Source organism: Novosphingobium sp. Gsoil 351 (genome assembly GCF_009707465.1).
Classification (GTDB): Bacteria; Pseudomonadota; Alphaproteobacteria; order Sphingomonadales; family Sphingomonadaceae; genus Novosphingobium.
Map to the genome: position 1 here is coordinate 1085998 of NZ_CP046120.1, position 25000 is coordinate 1110997.

25 protein-coding genes and 1 pseudogene are annotated in these 25000 nt (G+C 61.9%); 23 read left to right on the top strand and 3 right to left on the bottom strand.

The window, feature by feature from the left end; all coding sequences use genetic code 11:
- Window positions 1–13: 13 nt before the first annotated feature.
- The 12 genes and pseudogenes from GKE62_RS05165 (at window position 14) to GKE62_RS05220 (ending at window position 12245) form a co-directional block, all read left to right on the top strand.
- A pseudogene (locus GKE62_RS05165) lies at window positions 14–1275 on the top strand (Rieske 2Fe-2S domain-containing protein).
- A complete protein-coding gene (locus tag GKE62_RS05170) occupies window positions 1272–1859 on the top strand; it encodes a 2-hydroxychromene-2-carboxylate isomerase (protein ID WP_154691306.1) in 588 nt (195 codons plus the stop codon). The pseudogene GKE62_RS05165 and the gene GKE62_RS05170 overlap by 4 nt, the downstream one beginning before the upstream one ends.
- 144 nt (window positions 1860–2003) lie before the next feature.
- The gene (locus GKE62_RS05175) at window positions 2004–2561 is read left to right on the top strand and encodes a TonB-dependent receptor plug domain-containing protein (RefSeq protein ID WP_230206927.1); all 558 of its coding nucleotides are present in this window, start codon (window positions 2004–2006) and stop codon (window positions 2559–2561) included.
- Window positions 2562–2794: 233 nt separating this feature from the next.
- On the top strand, window positions 2795–4270 hold the full coding sequence (locus GKE62_RS05180) for an NAD-dependent succinate-semialdehyde dehydrogenase (RefSeq protein ID WP_154691307.1): 1476 nt from the start codon (window positions 2795–2797) through the stop codon (window positions 4268–4270).
- Window positions 4271–4430: 160 nt separating this feature from the next.
- The gene (locus tag GKE62_RS05185; protein WP_154691308.1) at window positions 4431–5048 is read left to right on the top strand and encodes a UbiX family flavin prenyltransferase; all 618 of its coding nucleotides are present in this window, start codon (window positions 4431–4433) and stop codon (window positions 5046–5048) included.
- 26 nt (window positions 5049–5074) lie between these two features.
- The gene (locus tag GKE62_RS05190) at window positions 5075–5617 is read left to right on the top strand and encodes a hypothetical protein (protein ID WP_230206928.1); all 543 of its coding nucleotides are present in this window, start codon (window positions 5075–5077) and stop codon (window positions 5615–5617) included.
- Window positions 5614–7173 (top strand): FAD-binding oxidoreductase, encoded by a 1560-nt coding sequence (locus GKE62_RS05195; protein WP_154691310.1) that lies wholly within the window; start codon window positions 5614–5616, stop codon window positions 7171–7173. Before GKE62_RS05190 ends, GKE62_RS05195 begins: the two co-directional genes overlap by 4 nt.
- 43 nt (window positions 7174–7216) lie before the next feature.
- Complete coding sequence (locus GKE62_RS05200) at window positions 7217–8662, top strand: aldehyde dehydrogenase family protein (protein ID WP_154691311.1); 1446 nt, start codon at window positions 7217–7219, stop codon at window positions 8660–8662.
- A gap of 24 nt (window positions 8663–8686) precedes the next feature.
- Window positions 8687–10141, top strand: a complete 1455-nt coding sequence (locus tag GKE62_RS05205; protein WP_154691312.1) for a non-oxidative hydroxyarylic acid decarboxylases subunit C — start codon at window positions 8687–8689, stop codon at window positions 10139–10141.
- The gene (locus tag GKE62_RS05210; RefSeq protein ID WP_154691313.1) at window positions 10138–10362 is read left to right on the top strand and encodes a non-oxidative hydroxyarylic acid decarboxylases subunit D; all 225 of its coding nucleotides are present in this window, start codon (window positions 10138–10140) and stop codon (window positions 10360–10362) included. The genes GKE62_RS05205 and GKE62_RS05210 overlap by 4 nt, the downstream gene beginning before the upstream one ends.
- An 18-nt stretch (window positions 10363–10380) precedes the next feature.
- On the top strand, window positions 10381–11847 hold the full coding sequence (locus tag GKE62_RS05215; RefSeq protein WP_154691314.1) for an FAD-binding oxidoreductase: 1467 nt from the start codon (window positions 10381–10383) through the stop codon (window positions 11845–11847).
- Window positions 11848–11876: 29 nt separating this feature from the next.
- Window positions 11877–12245, top strand: a complete 369-nt coding sequence (locus tag GKE62_RS05220) for a cytochrome c (RefSeq protein ID WP_230206929.1) — start codon at window positions 11877–11879, stop codon at window positions 12243–12245.
- Here GKE62_RS05220 and GKE62_RS05225 read toward each other — a convergent pair.
- Both GKE62_RS05225 and GKE62_RS05230 read right to left on the bottom strand, forming a co-directional pair.
- Complete coding sequence (locus GKE62_RS05225; protein WP_154691316.1) at window positions 12229–12750, bottom strand: TIGR02444 family protein; 522 nt, start codon at window positions 12748–12750, stop codon at window positions 12229–12231. The two genes, GKE62_RS05220 and GKE62_RS05225, sit on opposite strands and share 17 nt — an antisense overlap.
- 67 nt (window positions 12751–12817) lie before the next feature.
- Entirely contained in the window at window positions 12818–13699 is an 882-nt protein-coding gene (locus GKE62_RS05230) for an alpha/beta fold hydrolase (protein ID WP_230206930.1), read from the bottom strand.
- A 149-nt stretch (window positions 13700–13848) separates the two neighbouring features.
- Here GKE62_RS05230 and hpaH point away from each other — a divergent pair, with 149 nt between their 5' ends.
- The 4 genes from hpaH to GKE62_RS05250 all read left to right on the top strand — a co-directional run bounded on the left by hpaH (window position 13849) and on the right by GKE62_RS05250 (window position 18104).
- On the top strand, window positions 13849–14703 hold the full coding sequence (hpaH, locus tag GKE62_RS05235; RefSeq protein ID WP_154691317.1) for a 2-oxo-hept-4-ene-1,7-dioate hydratase: 855 nt from the start codon (window positions 13849–13851) through the stop codon (window positions 14701–14703).
- Window positions 14704–14714: 11 nt separating this feature from the next.
- Window positions 14715–15503: an HpcH/HpaI aldolase/citrate lyase family protein gene (locus GKE62_RS05240; RefSeq protein WP_154691318.1), complete on the top strand. Its 789-nt coding sequence runs from the start codon at window positions 14715–14717 to the stop codon at window positions 15501–15503.
- A gap of 3 nt (window positions 15504–15506) precedes the next feature.
- Complete coding sequence (locus GKE62_RS05245) at window positions 15507–16670, top strand: CaiB/BaiF CoA-transferase family protein (RefSeq protein WP_154691319.1); 1164 nt, start codon at window positions 15507–15509, stop codon at window positions 16668–16670.
- Between the two features lie 207 nt (window positions 16671–16877).
- Window positions 16878–18104 carry an NAD(P)/FAD-dependent oxidoreductase gene (locus GKE62_RS05250; RefSeq protein WP_154691320.1) on the top strand — a complete coding sequence of 409 codons (1227 nt, stop codon included), beginning with the start codon at window positions 16878–16880 and terminating at the stop codon, window positions 18102–18104.
- Window positions 18105–18124: 20 nt separating this feature from the next.
- Here GKE62_RS05250 and GKE62_RS05255 read toward each other — a convergent pair whose 3' ends face one another.
- Window positions 18125–18910 (bottom strand): 1,6-dihydroxycyclohexa-2,4-diene-1-carboxylate dehydrogenase, encoded by a 786-nt coding sequence (locus GKE62_RS05255; protein WP_154691321.1) that lies wholly within the window; start codon window positions 18908–18910, stop codon window positions 18125–18127.
- 183 nt (window positions 18911–19093) lie between these two features.
- Here GKE62_RS05255 and GKE62_RS05260 point away from each other — a divergent pair, with 183 nt between their 5' ends.
- Genes GKE62_RS05260 through GKE62_RS05290 form a run of 7 tightly spaced genes read left to right on the top strand, consistent with a single transcriptional unit; the run spans window position 19094 to window position 24612 of the window.
- Window positions 19094–20080 carry a dihydrodipicolinate synthase family protein gene (locus GKE62_RS05260; protein WP_154691322.1) on the top strand — a complete coding sequence of 329 codons (987 nt, stop codon included), beginning with the start codon at window positions 19094–19096 and terminating at the stop codon, window positions 20078–20080.
- Between the two features lie 39 nt (window positions 20081–20119).
- Window positions 20120–21295 carry an aromatic ring-hydroxylating dioxygenase subunit alpha gene (locus GKE62_RS05265; protein WP_154691323.1) on the top strand — a complete coding sequence of 392 codons (1176 nt, stop codon included), beginning with the start codon at window positions 20120–20122 and terminating at the stop codon, window positions 21293–21295.
- Window positions 21292–21789, top strand: a complete 498-nt coding sequence (locus tag GKE62_RS05270; protein WP_154691324.1) for an aromatic-ring-hydroxylating dioxygenase subunit beta — start codon at window positions 21292–21294, stop codon at window positions 21787–21789. The genes GKE62_RS05265 and GKE62_RS05270 overlap by 4 nt, the downstream gene beginning before the upstream one ends.
- A 55-nt stretch (window positions 21790–21844) precedes the next feature.
- Window positions 21845–22855, top strand: a complete 1011-nt coding sequence (locus GKE62_RS05275; RefSeq protein WP_154691325.1) for an amidohydrolase family protein — start codon at window positions 21845–21847, stop codon at window positions 22853–22855.
- Between the two features lie 18 nt (window positions 22856–22873).
- The gene (locus GKE62_RS05280) at window positions 22874–23269 is read left to right on the top strand and encodes a RidA family protein (RefSeq protein WP_154691326.1); all 396 of its coding nucleotides are present in this window, start codon (window positions 22874–22876) and stop codon (window positions 23267–23269) included.
- Window positions 23259–23939, top strand: a complete 681-nt coding sequence (locus GKE62_RS05285) for an RraA family protein (RefSeq protein ID WP_154691327.1) — start codon at window positions 23259–23261, stop codon at window positions 23937–23939. The genes GKE62_RS05280 and GKE62_RS05285 overlap by 11 nt, the downstream gene beginning before the upstream one ends.
- Window positions 23940–23952: 13 nt before the next feature.
- The gene (locus GKE62_RS05290) at window positions 23953–24612 is read left to right on the top strand and encodes an RraA family protein (protein WP_154691328.1); all 660 of its coding nucleotides are present in this window, start codon (window positions 23953–23955) and stop codon (window positions 24610–24612) included.
- The last annotated feature ends 388 nt before the right edge of the window (window positions 24613–25000 follow it).

The following is a 25000-nucleotide window of genomic DNA, read 5'->3' on the forward strand; positions in this document are numbered from 1 at the left end:
CGGGATAATGTTCATGAACAATACGACACCGAATGCGATAACGACATTGCAACCGGTGGCCGGTGGGGGCTGCCGTGTCCCCTACCGGGTTTTCACCGACCCGGACTATTACCAGCGCGAGCAGGAGAACATTTTCAAGGGCGAGACCTGGTCGTTCGTTGCGCTGGAAGCAGAAGTGTCCGAACCCGGCGACTTCAAGTCGACGTTTATCGGCGAGACCCCGGTTATCGTCACCCGGGCCAGCGCCGGCATGGTCCATGTCGTGGTCAACCGCTGCGCGCACCGCGGTGCCCTGGTCTGCCGTGAGGTCCGCGGCAATCGCCCCAACCTCGAATGCGTTTACCACCAGTGGGCCTACGACCTCGAAGGCAACCTAATCGGCGTCCCGTTCCGCCGAGGGCTCAAGGGCCAGGGCGGCATGCCGGGCGATTTCGATATGCAGCAACACGGCCTCAAGAAGTTGCGGGCGGATTCCGTAGGCGGGCTGGTCTTCGCCAGTTTCTCGGAGACGGTCGAACCGCTGCGCGATTTCCTCGGGCCAATCGTCGTCGAACAGATCGAGCGCATCATGTGCAAGCCGATCAAAGTACTTGGCGATCAGCGACAGATCGTTCACGGCAATTGGAAGCTCTACGCGGAAAACACCCGCGATCCCTACCACGCCAGCCTGCTGCACCTGTTCCACAACACCTTTGGGCTCTATCGCTCAACCCAGACGGGCAAGAGCGTGATGGACGCAAACAAGCGCCATTCGCTGCTCTATTCGATTGCCGCCAGCAACGACGATGCCGCCGATCAGCAGGCCTACGGTAACTCCCGTACGTTCGACACCAAATTCAAACTGCAGGACAAATCGCTGCTCGTGGGTCGGCAGGAATTCGACGATGGAGTCACCCTTGTCATCCTTGCGGTGTTTCCTAACTTGGTGCTCCAGCAGATCCAGAACACTTTGGCTGTGCGCCAGATAGTGACAAAGGGCACCGATGCGTTCGAATTGGTGTGGACCCATTTCGGCTATGCCGACGACGATGCTGAAATGCAGGCGATCCGGCTTAAGCAGGCCAACTTGATCGGTCCTGCCGGACTAATCTCGATGGAGGACGGTGAAGCGGTCGAAATCGTCCAAAACGCGATTGTAGGCGAAAACCAGGCAACCTCCTACATCGCCATGGGTGGGGGCGCGCCGAAGATGCGGACCATCTGGTTACCGAAGGAGCAATCGTCGGCTTCTGGCAAAATTACGAAAAGCTGGTGGGTTACGGAACCGCGCGATGACCCGCACCATCGACTTCTATTTCGATTTCATCAGCCCCTTCAGCTACCTTGCGCAGTTGAAGCTGCCAGCCCTTGCCCGCCGGACCGAGTGTGAACTCGACTTTTGGCCGATCGACATTCCGGAAGCTAAGATCGCGGCCGGAAACTATGGCCCGTCCAATCGCGAGGTCCCCCCCAAGATCAAGGTCATGATGGCCGATCTGGAACGCTGGGCGGCGAAGTACGAGGTTCGCTTGCGGTTTCCGGCCAGCTTTGCCTGCGCCGACTGGAACTGCGCGACCCTTTATGCCCGCGAACAGGGCAACGCCGAGCTGTTCGTCGCTGCAGCGTTTCACCGCATCTGGGGCTTGGGCATCGATCCGCGCGATCGTGACGAACTGCGCGCGTGTGCCGTCGAGACCGGCTTGGATCCCGACGCAGCCATTGCTTTTGTCGAATCATCGCTCGGGCAGAATGAATACCGGAAGGTGCGCAGCATGGCATATCAGCGCGGCGTCTTTGGGGCTCCTATGATGTTTGTCGATGATCAAATTTTCTGGGGCAATGATCGCCTGGATTTCCTTGAGAATTATTTGATAAAATGATGAATATTAGCGACGATGATGGTATATAATAATGTAAGTACGTAAACCAAGGACTTTTTAGTGGGACATTCACTAAAAATAAATACAACGACATTTAGCGGTCGCCGCCTAGAGCCTGCCAGCAGCTGCATTGCACTTTGCTACATGGCAATGACGCCGGTCGCTGCCTTGGCGCATAAGGCCGCGGACGCTGGCGTCGCCGCTCAGGAGTGCGAGGACTGTGGCAGCCTGGGTACGATCGTCGTCACCGCGCGCAAACGCGAGGAGAACGCTGAGGAAACCCGCGTCGCGATCACCGCGACAAGCGGAGCCATGATCGAGGACCGGCAGATTGCCAACGTCGCTCAGGTTACCTCCCATGCGCCCAACGTAAATATTCAGCTGGTTGGCAACATCTCGGGGTCGCGCGCGTCGCTTACCGCGTTCATTTGCGGCGTCGACCAGACCGATTGCTACATCACCGTCGATCCCGATGTCGGCATTTACGTCGATGGAGTTTACGTCGGCCGTTCGGTCGACAGCCTGCTCGACATGTCGGACATCGGCAGCGTACAGATCCTGCGCGGTCCGCAGGGAACCTTATTTGGCAAGAACACTTCTGGCGGCGTGATCTTGGTCAACACCGACCAGCCGAGCCACAAGTTCGAGCTCAAACTCGAGGCCACCACTGGGCCCTTCAATCGTATTGATGCCCAAGCGTGATTACCATTCTGATCAGCGACTCGCTGGCGCTGCGCGCTGTTGCATCGTACGAAATTCGTGACGGCTACGAGCGCTACCTGTTCGACGGCGGACGAAAGGGCAATAAGGACAGCTTCGCGAGGCGCGTAGCGTTCAAGGCGGAGCCAAGAAGGGGTGGAGCCACTGGTGCGGTTCTAACCCCGTTTTCCTGTAAGCCGACGGGCGCCGTGTCGCTCGTTTAAAGGGGCCGATCCATGCCAATCTCCACCCCCTTCCTATCGCAGAGCGCGTTCCTCGAGGGACTGCCGATCATCGGCGGCGTGTGCGCCGCAACAACTGAGCAGGTCATTCCGGTCCTCAATCCAGCGACCGGCGAGACGATCACCGTGATCCCCCGCTTGGGTGCGAGCGAGGCGATGCGCGCGATCAAGTACAATGTCGAAGCCTTGCAATCATGGCGATGCCTCGCCGCCGCCGAACGCGCGGGTATGCTGCAAGCTTGGCGTGGATTGATTATCCAAAGTCGCGACGATCTAGCTCGCCTGATGACCGCCGAGCAAGGCAAGCCGCTGTCCGAAGCGCGCGGCGAGATCGACTATGCCGCCGGTTTCGTTGAATGGTTTGCGGAAGAAGCGAGACGCACCTACGGCGAGATTATCCCCAGCGCGCGCGATCGCCGCATCCTGGTGATCAAGCAGCCGGTTGGTGTGGTCGGCGCGATTACGCCGTGGAACTTTCCCGCCGCGATGATCACTCGCAAGGTTGCACCAGCGCTTGCCTCCGGTTGCACGGTCACGCTTAAGGCCTCCGAACTCACCCCGCTGACCGCCTTCGCTCTGGCCCGGCTCGCGCTGGAAGCCGGCATTCCACCGGGCGTGTTCAACGTGATCGCCGGCGACGCACCAGAAATCGGCAGTGTCCTGACGAGCCATCCCGATGTAGCTAAATTCACCTTCACCGGCTCGACCGCGGTCGGCAAGGTGTTGACCGCGCAGTGCGCCACGACGCTTAAACGGGTGTCAATGGAGCTTGGCGGGAACGCACCGCTGATCGTCTTCGACGACGCCGACCTCGACGTTGCGGTGGCTGGTGCGATCACTTCGAAGTTTCGCAACACTGGCCAGACCTGCATCTGCGCAAACCGGATCCTGGTGCAGGACGGAATCCATGACCGGTTCGCCGAGGCTCTGGCGGCCAGGGTCGCAGAGTTCCGGGTCGGCAACGGCTTGGAAGGGGACACCGACCAGGGGCCCCTGATCACACCCGCCGCGTACCGGAAGGTGCGGGACCATGTCGATGATGCGGTACGACACGGGGCCCGCGTCGTTACGGGCGGCCAGCACCACGATGCGGGCGAGCTGTTTCACCAGCCGACCGTGCTGGTGGGCGCGACTGAGGCCATGCGGCTGGCCGGTGAGGAGACCTTCGGGCCGGTCGCTCCGCTATTCCGCTTCAAATCCGAAGCCGAGGCACTCGCTCTTGCGAATCGCACCCGTTCGGGCCTGGCCGCCTATGCCTTTACGCGCGACATGGACCGGTTCTGGCGCATGGCCGAGGCCCTTGAGTTCGGCATGGTCGCCATCAACACCGGGGTCGTGTCGACCGAAACAGCGCCGTTCGGCGGGATCAGGGAATCGGGTCTAGGGCGGGAAGGATCGCGTCACGGGATCGCGGAATACCTCGAACTCAAAACGATCAGTCTCGGCCTGTCCGGGCAAGTGCAAGCCTGACCGTCTCGGGAGCTTCCGGGACGTCTGCGAAGGTACTTTTTTCCTTGCTCAATGTGTAATGTATTGCATAATGGCGCAGGGAGAATGAATCTGGAATGGCCGCCAAGCTAAACATCGCGAATGATGCTCGCGCCCTGGCGCCTGTCGCGGGCGCTGCGTGGTGAAGCGCATTGTCGTCGCGCTTACCGGAGCGACCGGTTCGGTCTACGGGCTTCGGCTGCTAGAGATGTTGAGGGACCAAGGTGGCTGGGAAACCCACCTGGTCCTGTCACAAGCGGCATTGCTGAACATTCGCGAGGAAATTCCCGATGGTCGCAGGCTGATCGAGGCCGCCGCAGATGTCGTGCACAGTGTTCGCAACGTCGGCGCTAGCATCGCCAGCGGCTCGTTCCTGTGTGACGGGATGGTAATCGCCCCGTGCTCGATGCGGACCTTGGCTGCAGTCGCCAACGGCCTGTCCGACAATCTGATTACTCGTGCGGCCGACGTCATGCTGAAGGAGCGTCGCAGGCTGGTCTTGATGACCCGCGAAACGCCGCTCAACTTGGCGCACCTGCGCAACATGGTTGCGTGCACGGAAATGGGCGCGGTGGTGTTTCCTCCCGTACCCGCGTTCTACGCCCGCCCGGACGGCATCGATGCGATAGTCAATCACAGCAGCATGCGGGTGCTCGACCTGTTCGGCGTACATCGCAATGTGGCCGAGCGCTGGCAGGGACTGACCAAAGAGGGCGCCGATGCCACACCGGTTCCCGCAACGATTGAAAGGCAGGCATGATGACTTGGAATGTTGGGCGCCGTGAAGTGCTGGGAGCCGGAGCCCTGGGAGCGGTCGCGGCGGGACTTAACGGCCTGTCCGGCCCGGCATCGGCGCGGAACCGGCTCGTAACCCTCGTCGAGGAGAGTGCCATTCCGGAAAGCCGGCAGTTCGTTTCTGCCTTTGCCGCTTCAGGCACGACGGCACGGATCATCCGGATCGACCGGTCGCTCGGCGGCCTTCTGCACGAACTCGAGGATACCGCCGGGCTGATCGTCGGCCTGACCTCCGATCCGGTCGCGATGATCGCAAGCCAGTTGCTGGTCGAGCGTGGGGCCAATCCTCGCCTAACCTGGAAGCATGACTACGCCTTGGGCCAATGGCACCATCAAACCGAGGGCGCTCCGCGCCTGCTCAAAAACGCCACGCTCGCGTGGCCTGTGGCAGTGGCGCACGAGGTGCGCGATGCCATCGGCGGCAAATCCGAACGCCGCCCTAACACCTGCGATTCAGGCACCTGCGCCCTGGCCCCTAGCAGCCCCGGCATGTTGGTGTCGTGGGCCTATGAGATCGGAGGAGTCCAGCCGTGAGCCGCATTGTTCCCCACGGGGTGGAAGCCGCTGCGTTCGCAAGGGCGCTCGACGAGCTGTCCGCGATCGTCGGCAAGGACTGGGTGTTCGTCGATAACCTGCCGCTGTCGGCCTATCGCGATGCCTATTCGCCGCTCGCCGATGGAGTAATGCTGCCTTCCGCCGCGGTTGCACCTAATGGCGTCGAAGAGATCAAGAAGATTCTCAAGATCGTCAACGCCTACAGAATCCCGATCTGGACGATCGGGACCGGTCGCAATTTTGCTTACGGTGGTCCGGCCCCGCGCCAGACAGGTTACGTGATGCTCGACCTGCGGCGCATGAACATGGTGATCGAGGTCAACGAGAAATATGGCTACGCCCTGGTCGAGCCGGGCGTGTCCTACATGCAGCTCTACCGACACCTGCGCCAGATCGGCAGCAAGCTGTGGATCGACCCGGCCGCCCCCGCCTGGGGCGGGGTCATGGGCAACGCGCTTGAACATGGGGCTGGCTACACGCCCTATGGCGACCATTTCATCATGCAGTGCGGGATGGAGGTCGTGCTGGCCGACGGTGAGGTGGTCCGCACCGGCCAAGGCGCGCTGGCCGGCTCGAAGCACTGGCAGGTAACCAAGCACGCCGCCGGCCCCCAGTTCGACGGAATGTTCACCCAGTCCAACTTCGGCGTGGTGACCAAGATGGGCATCTGGCTGATGCCCGAACCGCCCGGCTACAAGCCCTTCATGATCACTTACCAGCGCGAGGAGGATCTTGAGGCGATCTTCGAGATCACCCGCCCGCTCAAGGTCAACCAGATCATTCCCAACGCCGCCGTCGCGGTCGATCTTTTGTGGGAAGCCTCGGCCAAGACCACGCGCCGCCATTATTTCGACGGCAAAGGCCCCCTGCCCCCGTCGATCCGCGCCAAGATCGCCTCGGACCTGCACCTGGGGATGTGGAACTACTATGGCGCGCTCTACGGTCCTCCCCCGGTGATCGAGAACAACTGGAAGATCGTCGAGGAGGCCCTGATGAGCATCCCCGGCGCCAAGGTCTACTTCGATCGCGAAAACGATCCCGCTTGGGACTACCGCGTGCGGCTAATGCGCGGCGAACCGAACATGACCGAATTCAGCATCATGAACTGGATCGGCGGCGGCGGGCACATCAATTTCTCGCCGATCTCCGCGCCAAGCGGCTCCGAAGCGCTCGCCCAGTACAACCTGATCAAGCAGCGCTGCCACGATCACGGCTTCGACTACATCGGCGAATTCCTGGTCGGCTGGCGCGACATGCATCACATCCTAATGATCATGTACGACCGTGCCGACGAGGCCATGCGCAAGAGTGCTTACAACCTGTTCGGCCTGCTGGTCGATGAAGCCGCGGCGGCGGGTTTCGGCGAGTACCGTACCCACCTCGCCTTCATGGACCAGATCGCCAAGACCTACAAACACAACGACGGCGCACTGTGGGATCTGCATCACCGCCTGAAGGACGTCCTGGATCCCAACGGGATTTTCTCGCCGGGCAAGCAGGGCATCTGGCCCAAATCCATGCGCACGCCCGCCTGATCGACGCGGGATGACGTTCGCCACACGCAAGGATTGAAGGACGATGAAAAACCTGGATCACTGGATTGGCGGATGCGTGGTTGCGCCCGGCAGCGGCACCTATTTCGACGATCTCAACCCGATCGACGACAGTTGCTACGCAAGGGTGGCGGTCGGCAACGCAGACGATGTCGATCGCGCCGTCGAAACGGCCCATCAGGCGTTCCTCAAACACCGCGACATGACCGCTGCGGTGCGCGAGGGATGGATGGCCAAGGCTGCGGAGATCATGGAGCGCGACGCCGCGCTGTTTCAGGACGTACTGGTGGATGAAATCGGCTCGCCGATTGCCAAGGCCGGATTTGAGACCCGCTTCGCGGTCAATTTCCTGCGGGCCGCGACCGGGGTTCCCCGTCGCATCCGGGGTGAAACGATCCCCTCGGACACGCCGGGACGGTTCAGCATGAGTCTGCGCCATCCGGTCGGCGTGGTGGCGGGGATCACCCCGTTCAACGTGCCGTTGATCAAGGGCATCAAGCAATCGGCCATGGCCTTGGCGACAGGCAATGCCTTCGTGCTCCTCCCCTCCGAAGCGGCGCCCCGCATTGCCGACTTGCTTGCCGCATTGTGGAGCGAGGCCGGGGTTCCTGACGGCCTGTTCAACGTGGTCTACGGCAACGGCGCGGAAATCGGCGATGTCCTCACCGGACACCCCAAGATTGCCTCGATCACCTTCACCGGTTCGTCGCGGGTGGGCAAGCATATCGCTGGGATAGCCGCGAAATCCCTCAAGAAATACACCCTCGAACTCGGCGGCAAGAGTCCGCTGATTGTCTGCGCCGATGCCGATATCGAAAAAGCGGTCGGTGCCGCGCTGTTCAGCATCTTCATGTACCAGGGCCAGGTCTGCATGGGTGCCTCGCGCATCTATGTCGAACGCCCGATCTTCGAGGCTTTTTCCCACGCCTTCGCAGCCGCGACGGCGAAGGCCAAGGTCGGCGAACTGCGAGAGCCCGGCACCATGCTAGGGCCGATCATTTCCGAACGCCAGCGCGAGCGGGTGCGCCGCCATATTGACGATGCCCGCACCAAGGGTGCCGAGGTGCTGGCCGGTGCCCAATGGAGCGGCAACAGCTGCGCGGCCACGGTGCTGAGCGGCGTCACCGCGGACATGACCGTGTTTGCCGAAGAAACATTCGGCCCGGTCACGTCGCTCTATCCCTTCGATACACTTGAGGATGCGATCGAGCTGGCGAACGACACCGAATACGGCCTGAGCGCCTCCATCTTCACGCGCGACCTCGATAAGGCGTTGCACTTTGCCCGCCGCGCCGAAGCCGGGATGGTCCATATCAATGCCCCGACTCTGCACGACGAACCGCACGTTCCCTTCGGCGGGACGAAGGCTTCGGGCTTCGGGCGCGAAGGCACCGAAACCGATCTGGAAATCATGACCGAGTGGAAGTGGGTGACGATCCAGTCCGCGACGGCTGCTCCCGGGGGTCATTGAACAGCCGTGCAGAAGGAAGCAGACATGACTGACATCGCCAAACGGGCCCGCGAGATTACTTCGCTGCGCGATTTCCTCGCGCTGCTCGAAGAGGCCGGCCAAGCGATCACGTGGAGCGAGCGGGTGATGCCTGAACCTGACGTGCGCAATGTCGCGGTTGCCGCATCGCGCGATGCGAACGGCGCGCCTGCGATCGTTTTTGACAACATCGCCGGTTACCCGGGCAAGCGGACGGCGGTGGGCGTCCACGGTTCGTGGGACAATATCGCGCTGCTGCTCGGCCGCCCGAAGGGCACGTCGATCCGCGAGCTGTTCTTCGAAATCGTCGGCCGCTGGGGCGATGCCGAGGCGCAGATCAGCTACGTCCCGGAAGCACAAGCCCCAATCCACGAATGCCGGGTCGAATCCGGGATCAATCTCTATGACATTCTTCCCGTCTATCGCATCAACGAGTACGATGGCGGCTTCTATCTGGGCAAGGCCTCTGTCGCCTCGCGCGATCCGGAAGATCCGGCCGATTTCGGCAAGCAGAATGTCGGCATCTATCGCCTGCAGCTGCAGGGGCCGGACAGCTTCACGCTGATGACCATTCCCTCGCATGACATGGGCAGGCAGATTATGGCGGCCGAGCGCACCGGGTTGCCGCTGAAGATCGCGGTCATGTTGGGCAACCATCCTGGCCTGGCCGTGTTCGCCGCAACTCCGATCGGCTATGAGGAATCCGAATATTCCTATGCCTCGGCGATGATGGGCGCGCCGATTCGCCTGACCAAGTCGGGCAACGGCATCGATATTCTCGCCGACAGCGAAATCGTCATCGAGGCCGAAATGCAACTGGGCGAACGGGTGCTGGAAGGACCATTCGGCGAATTCCCCGGTTCCTACAGCGGGGTGCGGAAGGCACCGATCTTCAAGGTCACGGCGGTGTCACATCGCCGGGACCCGATCTTCGAGAATATCTACATCGGTCGCGGTTGGACCGAGCACGACACCTTGATCGGACTGCACACCTCGGCACCGATCTATGCTCAGCTGCGCCAGAACTTCCCCGAGGTCACTGCGGTCAACGCCCTCTACCAGCACGGGCTAACCGGGATCATTTCGGTCAAGAACCGAATGGCCGGATTTGCGAAGACCGTAGCTCTGCGCGCGCTGAGCACGCCGCACGGGATCATGTACCTCAAGAACCTGATCATGGTCGATGCCGATGTCGATCCCTTCGATCTCAACCAGGTGATGTGGGCGCTTTCAACCCGGACCCGCGCCGACGACATCATCGTCCTTCCCAACATGCCCGCCGTTCCGATCGACCCCTCGGCGGTCGTCCCGGGCAAGGGTCATCGCCTGATCATCGATGCGACCAGCTATCTACGCCCCGATCCGATCGGCGAAGCGCATCTCGTCAACCCGCCGACCGGCCCCGACATCGACGCGCTGAGCAAGAAAATCCGGGTCATGCAGGGAGGAGCTTCGGCATGAGCGAAACGACCTGTCCGCGCTGTTCAAGCGCCGGTGCCGTTGCGGACTATCGGGGCGTGGAAGCCGGCGCGCTTATCTGGACGATCCATCGCTGCGTGGTCTGCTGCTTTTCGTGGCGTGACAGCGAACCGCCCAGCGCCATCGGCGCAGGGGTCCGTTCGGGGGACTTCGCCGTCGATGCCGCAAATCTCGATCGCTATCCCAAGATCCTCCAACAATAGGCACGCGGGGAACCAATCATGACCGATCAAGCTCGTCAGACGGCCGCGCTGTCCGCAATCGAGGCCTCTTTGGGCGCTGCGGCGGTTGACCGGAGCCCGCAGACACTCGCTCGCTATGCCACGGTCGGGGCGTCCCCGATCGGCATCGTGCTGCCTGCCGATGAAGCCCAACTCGCCAAGGCGCTGGAACTGGTCAGCGGCGCAGGCGGCGTGCTGCAGCCCGTGTGCAACGGCGCTTATGGGCTGGAAAAGGCCGGACTGGACAAGGTGATCGTGCTCGATCTCCAACGGATGAACCAAATCCTCGAGGTAAATGGCGAGCTGGCCTATTGCCTGGTCGAACCGGGAGTGACCTTCCGGCAGCTGGATGCCCACATCAGGGGAAAGGGCATCAAGCTGTGGGTAGATCATTCCGGCAATCCCGATGCGAGCGTCGCCGCAAGTTTTGTCGGCCGCCACCCAGGCTACACGCCCTATTCCGACCATTTCCTGATGCAGTGCGGGCTCGAGGTCATGCTCGCCGATGGCAAGCTGGTCCGCACGGGGATGGGCGCGATGCCCAAGAGCACCTGCTGGCAGCTGTTCAAGTTTGGCTACGGTCCCTGGGTCGATGGGTTGTTCACCCAGTCGGACTTCGCTGTTCCAACCAAGGTTGGCATGTGGATGATGCCCGAGCCGCCAGCCCACCAGACGTTTATGGTTTCCGTGCCCGACGAGGACGGGCTCGCCGCGCTGTTCGACGTGCTCGGTCCGCTCAAGCTCAACATGGTCGTGGCCAACGGCGTGGCCGTGAGCAACGCCCTGCACGAAGCCGCGCTGCTTGGCAGGAAACGGAGCGACTTCGAGGGTCAGGGGCCGATGGCGGCCAACGCGGTCAAGGCGGCGGGCGAGGCGCTCGGACTGGGGTACTGGAACCTCTATGGCGCGCTCTACGGGCTACCCGGGAATGTCCCGATCCTTTGGAACATGGTCAAGGGCGCGTTTTCGTCGATCCCCGGTGCCAGGGTGATCACCGATGGCAAGGGCATCGATCCCAGGCTGTGGGCCTGGCGGATGGGCACGATGACCGGCACGGTGGCATCCGCTCCGGCCAATGTCGCCTCCTGGAACGGCGATCAGTTGCTTACCGCCAATCCGGTCAGCCCGGTCGATGGCGAGGAAGCCATGCGCCTCTACGAGCTGTCGCGCGATGTCTGCGCCAAAAGTGGCTTCGATCTGGTGAGCGAAGCGGTCGCAATTTGGCGTTCGGCCAATCACCGGCAGGTTCTGCCGTTCGCGAGTTCCGAGGGCGATAGCGCCGCGCGGGCGCGTGGATGCGCGGAAGCCTTGATCGCCGCGCAGGCCGAAGCCGGTTTTGGCCAGATCATCGCCGAGCCCGGCCTGCGCGCCGCGGTGGACAAGACTTTCGGGTCTGAAGGCCTTTCCGCTTTGCACGCCCGGGTCAAGATAGCGCTCGACCCGACCTCCCTGTTCACATCGGCCTAAAGCCGCGTGCGCCTGTTTTAGTTGGAGGCATGATGAAGAAGCTGGCAGTCTTATCGCTCGTTGCTGTCCTTGGTGCCTGCACCAGGGCGCCGAGTCCGGAACAACCCGACGGCGCGGAAAACTACGCGCTGAAATGCGCCGGGTGTCATGATCCGGGACCAGGTCATCCTGGAACCATGCTGCTCGAGCAACTGGGCAGACCGGTGCCCGCCCTGATCGGCCGCAAGGATCTTGAACTCGGCTATCTGCGGTCGGTGGTCCGGCAAGGGCTTGTCGAGATGCCGCCGTTCCGGCCGACCGAGTTGAGCGACGATCAAATCGAAGGAATCTACAAGTTCGTCAAGACAGCAGCGCCGCCGAGGCAGACCCCAGCCTTGGCGCCTATGCAAACGCCTTGACTGTCAGCTGCGCCAGGATCGCTCCGGTCGCATCGGGAGCGGCGATTGCTTGCCGATAGCTTTCCAGACTTGCACGGGCAGCCATATCCGCCGGATTAGCACATCCCATGCCAACCCACCGCAGGCATTCGAGCAAGACCAATTGAACGCAGCGTTCCCCGCGCAGTTCGATCGCCTTCAAGCTGGCGTAGATCTCGCGGCATTCGGCTTGTGCTTGCGAATCGGGCGCAACGTCGATCCTGGTCCTCGCCCACCGCCGCGCCTGCCGGATGGGCCAGACCAGATTTTCGTTCAGTTCCGCCACGCCCGCGCGTAGCGTTTGGATTTCCGTCAGACTCACAGTTCGGCCTTCGTCTCGCGCCAGCCACAGGCACAGCAGCACGATGTTGACATCAAAACCGTACTCATCTTGCAATCCCAGGCACAGGTCGGCAACCTGCGGCCGGGCGTAGACCTCCAGTGAGAATTGCCAGAACGGACCGGATGCCGATGCGGAGCTGTTCATTGTCGCCACCTCCCAAGACAAGGACGGGCAGCAAAGCCTCCGCTTCGCCGCCCGTCCGGCAGGTCCACTACGGCTTGCAAAATGCGCTCAGAAGGTCCGCGCCCCGAAGTGGATTTCCAGCATCGGGCGCATTACATCCCAACGCTCGAGCTGCGACCAGTGGCCCGAACGGTCGAGCACGTAGAGCTCGGCGTGCTGCAGGTGCTCGATCAGGTAGAGGCTGGTATCGAGAGGGAACGATGCGGTCCTGCCGACCATGAAAGATCAGTACTTTGTGCGGCAGCTTCGAAAGGATCGAAGGCGGCATGTTGAGTGTCTCGATCCCCTGTTTCATCGAATCGATCATTGCGACCGCGGTCTTCATGATCTCGGGATCGGTCGCGATCTTGTAGCGGTTGTTGACGATTTCTTCCATGCCCTCGAACTTGTCAGCGTCGTGGGCGAAGCTGTGCATCAACTGGCGATAGCGGGCCGGACGCGGATCGGAATAGAACGAGAGCAGCCGCGCCAGTTCCGGCGTGCGCGGGCCGGGCGCGCCGATCGAGCCCATCAGCACGACCCGGTCGATCCGGTCCGGTTCCTCGCTCATCATCTGCAACGTCAGCGCGCCGCCCATCGAATTGCCGACGACGTGCGCCTTCTCGATTCCCAGGGTGTCTAGCAACCCGAAGCACTGTTCTACCCTGGTGCCGATCCAGGCCATGACATTGTCCGGCCAAGGGTCGGGAATCACCGATTGGCCGAAGCCGATCAGGTCGGGCGCGATCACGAAGAAGTTTTCAGCCAGATCGGGCATCAGGTGCAGCCAGTTTGATCCGGCATGCGCTCCGGGGCCTGCACCGTGCAACAGCAGCACCGCGGGCTTGCTGGGGTCGCCCGCCAGCAGGGTATGCGAGGTCAAGCCCCGGCCCGTGATCTTTTCTTCTCTTACGGTGGTGTCTTTCTGCATCCTGATTCTCCGCCAGATTTTGTCGCTCTTTCGCTCAGCGCCGCCCTTGTGTTTCAGGTCGGAGACCTGTGCGGGGAGCATCGAAGCTCTAGACGGTCATTGTTTATTGTGCAATGCATTTGCTTGATCTGCTGGATTTGGGAGGGATCATGAGTTTCGATCATCGGGACGAGAGCGGTGGCTCCGACCAAACCGCGTTGACTCTTGATGCCAGGCTGATCGCTTCATTGGCATCGGAATTGAACAACGCCGAACAGTCCCGCGAGCAGATCCGGCAATTCTCCGTGCGATATCCGGGTATGACGATCGCTGACGGCTATCATATCAGCAAGCAATGGGTTGACCTCAAGCTTGCCGCAGGTCGGTCGGTATACGGGCACAAGATCGGCCTGACCTCGCGCGCGATGCAGCAGGCCGCAGGGATCACCGAGCCGGACTATGGCACCCTCCTCGACGACATGGTTTTCGCACAGGGTGGTGACGTGCCGTTCAGCAGGTTCATTACCCCGAAAGTAGAAGTCGAGTTGGCCTTCGTCCTGGGCAAACAGATCGAAGGGCCCGGGGTAACGATCTTCGATGTCCTGAAGGCGACCGAATACGTCATCCCGGCGGTCGAGATCATCGACAGCCGGACGTACCCGGTCGATCCCGAAACCGGTGCGCGACGCAGGGTCCAGGATACGATCAGCGACAACGCCGCCAATGCCGGGATCATCGTTGGCGGCTTGCCGATGCGGCCCGACAATATCGACATGCGCTGGATCGGTGCAATGCTGAGCCGCAATGCAGTGATCGAGGAAACCGGCGTCGCCGCAGGCGTGCTCAACAACCCCGCCAATGGGGTGGCCTGGCTTGCCAACCGGCTGGCGCCATGGGGGCAATCGCTGAAAGCCGGCGAGACTGTGCTGGGCGGCTCATTTACCCGCCCGGTAGAGGTGAAGTCAGGCGACGTGTTCAATGCCGATTTCGGACCGCTTGGCGCAATCGGCTTCCGCTTCGTATAGAGGGCTCGGTGATGCAGACTCCCGAAAACCGGTTCAAGGCCGGGTTGCCCGAAGGACCGGTCCAGCTGGGGTTCTGGCTTGCTCTGGCCAGTCCGAACATTGCGGAAATTTGTGCGGGTTTGGGCTATGACTGGGTGCTTATCGACGCCGAGCATGGTGCCCAGACCTTGCCTGGAATTGCCGAGCAGTTGCGTGCGGTGGATGCCACTCCGCCATGTTCGGCAATTGTGCGAGTGCCCGGCCACGATCCGGTTATCCTTCACCAGATCCTCGATCTCGGCGCACAGACGATCATGGTGCCGATGGTAGAGACCGCTGACCAAGCCGCGGCAATTGTCAAAGCTTCGCGATATCCGCCGCACGGCGATCGCGGCATCGGCGGTGCCCGTGCTGCTCGCTGGGGTCGCTATCCCGCCTATGTGGCCGAAGCCAACGCACAGCTGTGCATCATCCTTCAGATCGAGACGGCGCTGGCGCTCGACAACCTCGAAGCGATCGCTGCGGTCGATGGGATCGACGCGCTGTTCGTCGGCCCGGCCGACCTGGCCGCATCGCTGGGTTTGCTGGGTGCCGACAATTTCCCGGCGCTGGCTAAGGTGACCGAGGCGGCCCTCATCCGGTGCCGTGCGGCGAGCATTCCTTGCGGCATCCTCTCGCGAGATGAGCGTCTGGTGCAGCAATATCTGGATGGCGGCGCACGCTTCCTGGCGGTCGGGATCGATGCCTTCACGCTGGCCAAGGCCGCGGGGGACATGGCGAGAGACTGGAAAGGTCGCTTCACCCCACGGTCAGCGGACTAATTCATGGCAAAGTTTGAATGGAAACCAGCTCCGGCCGCCGTTGCGGTAGCCAAGCCTCTCCACGGAATTCGGGTACTCGAACTGGCCCGGATCCTGGCTGGCCCATGGTGCGGCCAATTGCTTGCCGATCTGGGCGCCGAAGTAATCAAGATCGAGCGACCCGGCAGCGGCGACGATACCCGCCACTGGGGCCCCCCGTTCATCATGTCTGAGCGAGGCGAGAATCTGGGGGCGGCCTACTACCATTCGGCAAACCGCGGCAAACGATCCGTTGCGGTCGACATTTCCACTCCCGACGGCAAGGAAATAGTGCGCCAGCTGTCCTGCGGTGCCGATATCATGATAGAGAATTACAAGGTCGGCGGGCTTGCCAAGTACGGGCTCGACCATGCCGCGCTTGCCCAGCTCAATCCGCGCCTGATCACCTGCTCGATCACCGGCTTTGGCCAGAACGGTCCCTATGCGCACCGCGCGGGCTATGACTACATCGCGCAGGCAATGGGCGGCCTGATGTCGATGACGGGTGAGCCGCAACGCGAACCGCAGAAAGCCGGAATTGCCGCTGCCGATCTTTTCACCGGTGTCTACAGCGCGGTGGCGGTGCTCGCGGCGCTCTACCGGCGAGACGAAACCGGTACCGGAGCCCACATCGACATGGCCTTGCTCGATACCCAGGTGAGCGTCATGGCCAATCAGGCCATGAACTGGATGACTTCGGGCATCGTTCCGCGCCGTGTCGGCAACGGCCATGCCAATCTGGTTCCCTATCAGGCATTTCCGACCCGCGACGGCGACCTTATCATCGCGGTAGGAAACGACAGCCAGTTCGCAAACCTGTGCCGGGTGCTGGACACGAGACTTGATCGCGACCCGCGCTTCGCCACCAATCCCGGCCGGGTCCGCAACCGGGAAGAGCTGATCACTGCCCTCGAGCACTTGACCGCCACCTGGCTGCGGAACGAACTTGCCGACCGGCTCGAGGCGATCGGCGTCGCCGCTGGCCCGATCAACGAACTGGACCAGGTCTTTGCCAACCCGCAGGTCCTTGCTCGCGGTATGGCGATCGAGCGCGATGGCCGCCACGGCGTCGCCAGTCCGATCGTTATCGATGGAGTCAGGATGGTCTCTGACTTACCCTCGCCCGGCACCCCCGAGACGATGGACTAGATTCAAGCCAAGTCGGGACGTCGCCGACCAGGAGCAATGTCTCAAAGGCGTTTCGGAGTCGCGGCGACCCCTCACGTTACGCCTGGAAAAGACTTGCCGCCCAAAGTAGGCTGGACATGCTGCAATGAATTGTATAATATACAACAGATTTTGATGTCCGGCGTTGGTACAGTGGATGACCAGCGCGGTTAGAGCCGGAGAGATCAGGTGCGTTCGGTTGCAATTGTGGGCGGGAATCTAGCGGGTGGGCGTGCCGTCGAAACGCTGCGGCAGGCTGGGTTCGATGGCCGGATCACGCTGATCGGCCAGGAACCGTGGCGGCCTTACGAACGCCCGCCCCTGTCGAAGGAAGTCTTGTGGAATCCGGCCAATGCCCCGGACAATTTCTTCCTGCAGACCGAAGACTGGTATAATGAGAACCGCATCGACCTGCGGCTGGATACGCGCGCCGAGGCGATCGATCTCGCTGCAGGCGGGGTGCGTCTGAGCGGCGGCGAACTGGTCGTCGCCGACCAGGTTCTGCTGGCAACCGGCGGGCACGCGCGCAAGCTCAATCTGGCCGGAGCAGATTGCGCCAACGTCCACTACCTGCGGACCCGCGACGACGCCGAGCGGATGGCGGTAGACCTGCAGGCAGGGGCGCGGATCGTCATCGTCGGGATGGGTGTGATCGGGGCCGAAGTCGCCGCCAGCGCGATCAAACTGGGCTGCGACGTAACGGCGGTCGAGCCGCTCGCGGTGCCTATGGAACGCGCCCTCGGGCAGCGATTCGGCCATTGGCTTGGGGAAGAGCATCGCAAGCGCGGGGTGAAGACCCACTTCAACCGCGGCGTGACCGGCTTCAAGTTCGTCGACGGGCGGGTCTCTGCCGTCGAAATTGACGATGGCACCCTGATCGAGTGCGATGCCGTCATCGTCGGTGTGGGGATTGTGCCGGCGACTTCGCTCGCGCTCGATGCCGGGCTTGCGGTAAACAACGGGATCATCGTCGATCGCCAATGCCGGACCAGCAATCCAGCCGTGTTCGCCGCCGGCGACGTTGCCGAACAGGACGGATTCTTTGGCGGACGGTTCCGCCAGGAAACCTACCAGAACGCAGCCGACCAGGCCCAGGCTGCCGCACTGGCAATCCTCGGGCAGGAAGTCGATTACTGCAAGCCGATGTGGTACTGGAGCGACCAGTTCGACCTCAACATCCAATTCAGCGGACAGATCCCGGTGCAGGCTGAGGTCGTGCTTCGCGGCGACATGGGAAGCAACGCTTTCGTCGCGTTCTTCTTGTCTGGCGGGACGATAGAGGGCTTGCTGGCCGTTAACCGCGCGTCCGACATGGGAATCGGCAAACGCTTGGTGGAGCGCCGGGCCAAGGCCGGCGCGGCGCAGCTTGGTGATCCTGATGTGCCTTTGCGCGAATTACTCAAGCGGGCTAATTGAGCCGGCCGGCTCGGCCGGTCCTAACCGATTCCCCCGCCCGCGACGAACAGGGTCTGCCCGGTGACGTAGGATGCTTCGTCGGAGGCGAAGAAGCAAATAGCCGCGGCCAGCTCCTCGGGCTCGCCGAAGCGGGCCATCGGAGTATCGCGCAGGGTCTGGTCCATAACCCGTGCAAACCCGGACCTGTCCGCCTCGGTCGCAGGGGAAGGATTGCGTGGCGTGACCCGCGTTACGTTGACGCCCCCTGGCGCGACGCAGTTGACACGGACACCGCTCGATTCCAGTTCCAGCGACAGGGCGGCTGTCAGCGCGGCGACCGCGCCTTTCGCGGCGGCATACGGTGCTCGGTTGACGCCGCGCGTCGCAACCGAGCCGATATTGACGACCGATCCGGAACCGGCTGCGAGCATGTGCGGCAAGACCGCGTGGCAGCACCACAGGGTCGGCCACAGAGAACGGTTGATTTCGGCCACGATTTCCTCCGGGGCATAGTGCCAATAGGGCTTGGCCCAGATCGTTCCCCCGACATTGTGCACCGCGACATCGATTTGGCCAAAGCGGTCAGCGACGGTCCGGTACAACCCGGCCGCGCCTTCGCACTGTTCGAGATCGGCGATGGCGGCGTGGGCATCGCCGCCAGCGCTTCGGATTCGGTCAACCGCAGCGGCAGTAGCCTCCGCCGCTCGGTCGGCCACCACCACGGTTGCGCCTTCCTGCGCCATGCGCTGGGCGGTGGCAAAACCGATCCCCTGCGCCCCGCCCGTGACGACCGCCACCTTGTGGTCAAAGCGTTTGAACAAGCTCATCCTTAGGCTTTCCCGCTCCACCGTCGCCTGACAGGCGGGGATTTGCACCGCCGCCACCGTTCATAATTTGCTGCCAGTCTATATTGCCCCTTGCAGTTACACAAGGATAAGCGTTACACCATGGAGAACGCCAGGGCGCCGATGCGGCGAAAACTGGGCGTGATATTTGGGAGAACAGAGCAGATGGCGCGCACACTCTTGAGCCCCGGTGACGTCAAGGGTGGTTGGGCCATTATTCCGACCCCGGCGAAGGACGACGCTTCGGATTGGCGCGCGACCAAAACCGTCGATATCGACGAAACCGCGCGGGTGGTGAATGGCCTGATCGACGCGGGAATCGACGGTATCCTCAGCATGGGCACGCTGGGTGAAGCGGCGACGATGACCCATGACGAGAAATTAGATTTCATGAAGGCGTTGGTAGATGCCGCCGCCGGACGGGTACCGATCTTTGTCGGCACAACCTGTATAAACACCCGCGACACGGTGGCGCTGACCCGGCAGGCACTCAATATCGGCGCGGACGGCACGATGCTCGGTTTGCCGATGTGGTGCGCGCCCAGCAGGGATGTCGCGGTCCAGTTCTACAAGGACGTGGCCGAGGCGGTGCCCGAGATGAACATCGCGATCTATGCCAATCCCGAGGCTTTCAAGTTTGACTTTCCGCAACCGTTCTGGGCCCAGGTTGCCGAAATTCCCCAGGTCGTCACCGCCAAATACATCGGCGTCGGCAATCTGCTGGGCGACCTTGCGGCGATCCGCGGCCGGATCAAACTGCTGCCGATCGATTTCGATTACTACGCTGCCGCGCGCATGGACGATTCGATCGACGCTTTCTGGTCGAGCGGGGCGGTCTGCCATCCTCTCGTGACCACCACGCTGCGGGATGTGGTCGCCGCAGCGCGGACCAGCGGCGACTGGGGGGCGGCGCGAGCCTTTCAGGCGCGGCTGGGTCCGACCGCGGCAACCCTTTTCCCGAACGGCAGTTTCAAGGAATTCTCGACCTTCAACATCCCGCTCGAAAAAGCGCGGATGAACGCCGGTGGCTGGATGAAGGCCGGACCGGTGCGTCCACCCTATCATCTTTGCCCCGAGCCCTATCTCGAAGGCGCACGCAAGTCGGGCCAAATGTGGGCCGACCTGGGCCGGGCACTCGAAGCACAAGACTGACGACTGCTGCAAAGCAGATCCGCCATCAGGAGAGAAGAAATGGACCAGGTAGGCCTGTCGTGGCCCAAGAATTACAACGAGATTCCAAAAGAGGCCTTTGTTCGCAAGGACATTTACGGCGAAGAGATCAAGCGCATCTTCCATGGGCCGGAATGGCATCCGGTAGCGCATGAGAGCGAGCTGCCGAACCCCGGGGATTTCAAAACCTACCGCTTGGCGGGAGTTCCGCTGCTGATCGCCCGCGACACGGCAGGCGAAGTGCGCGTATTCTACAACGCCTGCTCGCATCGGGGCAATCAGCTCGAAACCGCGGTCATGGGCAACAAGACCGAGTTCGAATGCCCTTATCACCGCTGGCTGTTTGACGCGAAAGGCGATCTTGTCGGCTGCCCCAACCAGAGGGATTTTCTTCCTGGGTTCGACAAGTCCGACTATCCGCTGAGCCAGCCTCGGTTCGACAGCTTTTATGGGCTCGTCTTCGTGACGCTATCGGCTGAGACTGAACCGCTCCTGGAATACCTCGGCGGTTCCCAGAACACTTTGCGCGAGCTGCTCGGCGGCGACGGGCGGCTCAAGCTGCTCGGATACCAGAAGGTTCGCTACGATTCGAACTGGAAGTCCTATACCGACAACGACGGCTATCACGCCCCGCTGCTCCACCAGGCCTTCAACATGCTCAACTGGCAAGGCGGCAAGGGCCGTCAGTTCACCGCCACCGAGCACGGTCATATCTGTTTCGAATCCGCGCTTTCGGTCGCGAGCGGGCCGGCAGTTCTCAAGGACATGTCGCTGATCGAGTTCAAGGGTCAGGATCCAGCAGTTGGCTCACGGATCGTCAGCCTCTTCCCGACGTTTGTTTCAACCAAACACCTCGACGTGATCAACCTGCGCTTCGCGACGCCGATCGACGCCGAAACGGTCGAGGTTCACTACGCCTATTTTGCCCATCAGGACGATGACGAGGAAATGGTGCGCCACCGGTTGCGGCAAAGCTCCAACTTGCTCGGTCCGTGCGGCCTGATCAGCATGGAAGACGCCTCAATCTTCCATCGCATCCATATTGGCAACCACACGCCGGGTTCGGCGATCTTTCAAAAAGGGGTGCGCGATCCGTCCAAGCTGGAATCGGAATTCCTCCAGAACGATGAGAGCGGCAACCTGCCGCGCTGGGAGCACTATCGTTCGGTTATGGGCTTCGAGAGGGCGCTCGCATGACGCAAAGCGATACTTCGCTCGAGGCGGCGCTTCACGCGTTGCTGCTGGCCGACGCCGGCGCGCTCGACGGCAAGGATCTGGCAAGCTGGCTCGGCAACTATGCCGAGGAGGAGGACGCCTCCTACATCTGCCGTTCGGCCGAGAATACCGAGAACGGCCTGGCGCTGGGCTTCATGTACGACGATTGCCGGGCGCGGCTCGAAGATCGTGTCACCTTTATAAACGACATCTGGGCGGGCACCTTCCAAGACTACCGCACGCGTCATTTTGTCCAGTGGGTGCGATACGAGCGCGTGAACGGGAATACGCTGACGATGCGATCAAACTTCTCGGTGTTCATGACGCCCGAGGACTCCGGTGTCACGCAGATCCTCGCTGCCGGGCAATACATCGACACCGTGCGGGTCGGCACAAACGGCGGTTTGAAGCTGCTGTCGCGTTGCGCCGAACTCGATACGTCTGTGCTCCCCCGGTACCTGGTCTATCCGATCTGAGGACGCCGCGTCCCTTTCGTCGCTTGAATTCACCCACGCGAGGGTTACGTCAACCATGATCATCGATGCCCATGCACACCTGGTCGCACCGGCCGCACTATACGCGCATCGAAGCAACCTGATCGTTTCCAGCGGGCAGTACGGCAACAGCTATCGGGCGCAGGTGGCCGATCGCCTGCTGGAAGAAAGCGCCGACCAGAACGTCAAGATCATGGACGGGGTGGGAACAGACGTACAATTGCTGTCACCGCGGCCATTTCTGACCCTCAACGGCACCGCCCGCTGGAACGACATCGTCGATTGGGCTACTGACAACAATGACATGATAGCACGAACCCAGCGGCTCCATCCCACCCGTTTCCGCGGAGTGGGGGCTTTGCCGCAGCAGGTCGGCCGGTCGATCGTTTCGTTGTTCGGCGAAATTGATCGGCTGGTGAACGAGTTGGGCTTCGTCGGCATCCTGCTTAATCCCGACCCTAGCGAGGGCATGAACGGATCGCCGCCGCTGGGTGATCCCTACTGGTATCCACTGTACGAAAAACTTTGTGAACTCGATTTGCCCGCCCATATCCACTCGGGACAATGCTGCAACGGGCGCGAAACCTACGACGAGCACTTCATCGCAGAGGAAGGGCTTGCCATCACCTCGATCTATCGGGCCGATGTTTTCGAGCGGTTCCCCGAACTCAAGCTGATGATTAGCCACGGTGGCGGTCCGATCCCCTATCAGGTCGGGCGCTGGCGTTCGCATCGCGAAATGGCGCGGGCGCAGGGGCGGATCGCTTCAGACGCACCGTCGTTTGACGAAATCCTGCGCAAGTTCTGGTTCGATACCGTTTTACACAATCCAGATTCACTCGAACTGCTGTTCAAGACGGTTGGGTACGACAGGTGCTGCTTCGGGACCGAAAGGCCCGGCTCGGGCGACGGGATCGATCCCGTCTCCGGTCGTCATTACGACGATCTCAAGCCTGTGATCGAAGCGCTTCCGTCGCTGGACGAGGCGGCGCGGACGGGCATTTTTGAGCACAATGCCCGGCGGCTCTTCACGCGCCTCGACTGTTGAAGCCAAGGAGCAACGATCGTGGCGCGTCGCAGTATCGAAGTCGAAGGACTCCACCATTCCGGCAATCCGATTCCGGCCGCCAGCCGGGTGGGAAGCCTAGTCACAACCGGGGGTGTCTATGGAATGGATCCCGTGACCGGTGTCGTCGCGCCGGACGCGAGAGAGCAGGTGCGCCTGATCTTTCTGCAACTTGGTCGGGTACTGGCCGAGGCGGGTGCCGGTTTTGACGACGTGGCTAAGCTGACGTTCTATGTAAGAACCAGTGAATTACGCCCGTTCATCAACGAATTCTGGCTTCAGTATTTTCCCGATGCAGCATCGCGACCAGCCCGGCACACCTTGGTCTATGACCATCTCCCCGGAGCGATACTGGTGCAGTGCGAGGCCATAGCGATGGTTTCCGATGAAGCCTGAACCCGCCCGTCAATCTTGCGACAAGGCAGACGCGCGGCGCCTTGCCGAGTTCGACACTTGTACCCTTTCAGACGCACTCGACAAGATGGGGCTGACCGGCGCGGTCTCGGGGCTTGCCCCTCTTACCACCACCGGTCTTCGCATCGCCGGGAGGGTAGTGACGGTGAAACTGGGGCCGGTGATCACTGGCCTGCCAAAAAGGCACCTTGGTGCAGCCGCGATAGTCCAAGCTCAGCCAGGCGAGATTGTCGTCATCGAACATCGCGGGCGAACTGACGTGTCTGGCTGGGGTGGACTGTTGAGCCGGGGGGCGATCCGCAAGGGGATCGCAGGTGTGATCATCGACGGCGCATGCCGCGATATTGACGAGAGCCGGGAGCTTGGACTGCCGATCTTCGCTCGTGCCGCCGTCCCGCTAACGGCTCGCGGGAGGATTGCCGAGCACGATTGCGGTTGTCCGGTCGTGGTGGGCAATGTCGTCGTCAATCCGGGTGACTGGGTTGTGGCAGACGGCAGCGGCGTGGTCTTCGTCGGGCAAACCCGCATCGTCGAAGTCCTGGCAGAGGCAAAGCGTATTCATGTCCGCGAAGCCGCGATGATCGCCGCGATTGAGGCTGACACACCGATCGATCAGGTTCTTGGCGCGAGCTACGAAGGCATGCTGACATAGGCGGAGAGGATAGATGGGTGGCGATTCACTAGCGATGCGGCTGAATGCGGTCGGCGTGACCGCGCTCTCGGACGCACTGGACCGTTTGGCCATTGCCGGTCAGGCCATCGGACTAGTTCCCGTCGCACGAGAGATGAAGTTCGCTGGCCCGGCCTTTACGGTCCGTATGCTGCCCGTCGGCCTGACCGGAGGGAGCGTTGGTGACTACATAGACGACGTTCCAGCCGGGGCCGTTGTGGCGATCGACAACGACGGCATCATGGACCAGACCGTCTGGGGCGACATCCTTACCTACGTGGCACATGCCAAGGGCATCGCCGCGACTGTCATAGATGGCGTCTGCCGGGACAGCGACCGCTGCGTCTCGCTCAACTATCCGGTGTTCGCGCGCGGGGTCACCATGCAGACCGGAAAGGACCGGGCGACGGCCGATACCTGCAACGCTGCGGTCCAGTTGGCCAGGGTGCGGGTCGAACCCGGCGACTGGCTCGTCGGCGATGCGGACGGCGTGGTGTCGATTCCGGCCAGTCGCGTCGCGGAGGTGCTGGCCATCGCCGAGAAGATCGAGGTGGCCGAGAACGCGATCATGGCGGCGGTAGCCGGCGGCAAGCGGCTGGATGAGGCTCGTCGCGACCTCGGATATCATGCTCTTCAGACCCGCATTACCGAATAGCCTGCGGGATGAAGCAGAAGCTTCGTATCGGGCCGGGGGGCTTCAGTGGCTTTCTCAATCCTGGCTCGAATAGGACAATGATGGCACATTATCCAATATCCCACTCAGCTGCGTCTCCAGTCGGTGCGCTTGGATTTGATATTTACGCCGGGTTCTGACCAGAAACCTGCGCGTCGGGGCAACTAGGACGGCAATCACGCTTCGCTCCGGAAAACCATAGACTGAGAGAGGTGCTGGATGGACGCGAGCGTCATTCCGCAGAGTAAGAAAAGATAGCTGCGCCAGAGGTCGCGCTGGCCCTGCCGACTTTCCTGTTGTTCATCGCATCGACGGGCGGCATCGGCAGCCTCTGATACCTCGCGCCAACGGACCAGATTTCGCTAACAAG

Excerpts from the sequence above, each read along its gene's own strand:
- GKE62_RS05170 (WP_154691306.1), top strand. The coding sequence starts at position 1,272 with ATGACCCGCACCATCGACTTCTATTTCGATTTCATCAGCCCCTTCAGC.
- GKE62_RS05175 (WP_230206927.1), top strand. The coding sequence starts at position 2,004 with ATGGCAATGACGCCGGTCGCTGCCTTGGCGCATAAGGCCGCGGACGCT.
- GKE62_RS05180 (WP_154691307.1), top strand. The coding sequence starts at position 2,795 with ATGCCAATCTCCACCCCCTTCCTATCGCAGAGCGCGTTCCTCGAGGGA.
- GKE62_RS05200 (WP_154691311.1), top strand. The coding sequence starts at position 7,217 with ATGAAAAACCTGGATCACTGGATTGGCGGATGCGTGGTTGCGCCCGGC.
- GKE62_RS05205 (WP_154691312.1), top strand. The coding sequence starts at position 8,687 with ATGACTGACATCGCCAAACGGGCCCGCGAGATTACTTCGCTGCGCGAT.
- GKE62_RS05210 (WP_154691313.1), top strand. The coding sequence starts at position 10,138 with ATGAGCGAAACGACCTGTCCGCGCTGTTCAAGCGCCGGTGCCGTTGCG.
- GKE62_RS05215 (WP_154691314.1), top strand. The coding sequence starts at position 10,381 with ATGACCGATCAAGCTCGTCAGACGGCCGCGCTGTCCGCAATCGAGGCC.
- GKE62_RS05220 (WP_230206929.1), top strand. The coding sequence starts at position 11,877 with ATGATGAAGAAGCTGGCAGTCTTATCGCTCGTTGCTGTCCTTGGTGCC.
- GKE62_RS05225 (WP_154691316.1), bottom strand. The coding sequence starts at position 12,750 with ATGAACAGCTCCGCATCGGCATCCGGTCCGTTCTGGCAATTCTCACTG.
- GKE62_RS05230 (WP_230206930.1), bottom strand. The coding sequence starts at position 13,699 with ATGCAGAAAGACACCACCGTAAGAGAAGAAAAGATCACGGGCCGGGGC.
- hpaH (WP_154691317.1), top strand. The coding sequence starts at position 13,849 with ATGAGTTTCGATCATCGGGACGAGAGCGGTGGCTCCGACCAAACCGCG.
- GKE62_RS05240 (WP_154691318.1), top strand. The coding sequence starts at position 14,715 with ATGCAGACTCCCGAAAACCGGTTCAAGGCCGGGTTGCCCGAAGGACCG.
- GKE62_RS05245 (WP_154691319.1), top strand. The coding sequence starts at position 15,507 with ATGGCAAAGTTTGAATGGAAACCAGCTCCGGCCGCCGTTGCGGTAGCC.
- GKE62_RS05255 (WP_154691321.1), bottom strand. The coding sequence starts at position 18,910 with ATGAGCTTGTTCAAACGCTTTGACCACAAGGTGGCGGTCGTCACGGGC.
- GKE62_RS05260 (WP_154691322.1), top strand. The coding sequence starts at position 19,094 with ATGGCGCGCACACTCTTGAGCCCCGGTGACGTCAAGGGTGGTTGGGCC.
- GKE62_RS05265 (WP_154691323.1), top strand. The coding sequence starts at position 20,120 with ATGGACCAGGTAGGCCTGTCGTGGCCCAAGAATTACAACGAGATTCCA.
- GKE62_RS05270 (WP_154691324.1), top strand. The coding sequence starts at position 21,292 with ATGACGCAAAGCGATACTTCGCTCGAGGCGGCGCTTCACGCGTTGCTG.
- GKE62_RS05275 (WP_154691325.1), top strand. The coding sequence starts at position 21,845 with ATGATCATCGATGCCCATGCACACCTGGTCGCACCGGCCGCACTATAC.
- GKE62_RS05285 (WP_154691327.1), top strand. The coding sequence starts at position 23,259 with ATGAAGCCTGAACCCGCCCGTCAATCTTGCGACAAGGCAGACGCGCGG.
- GKE62_RS05290 (WP_154691328.1), top strand. The coding sequence starts at position 23,953 with ATGGGTGGCGATTCACTAGCGATGCGGCTGAATGCGGTCGGCGTGACC.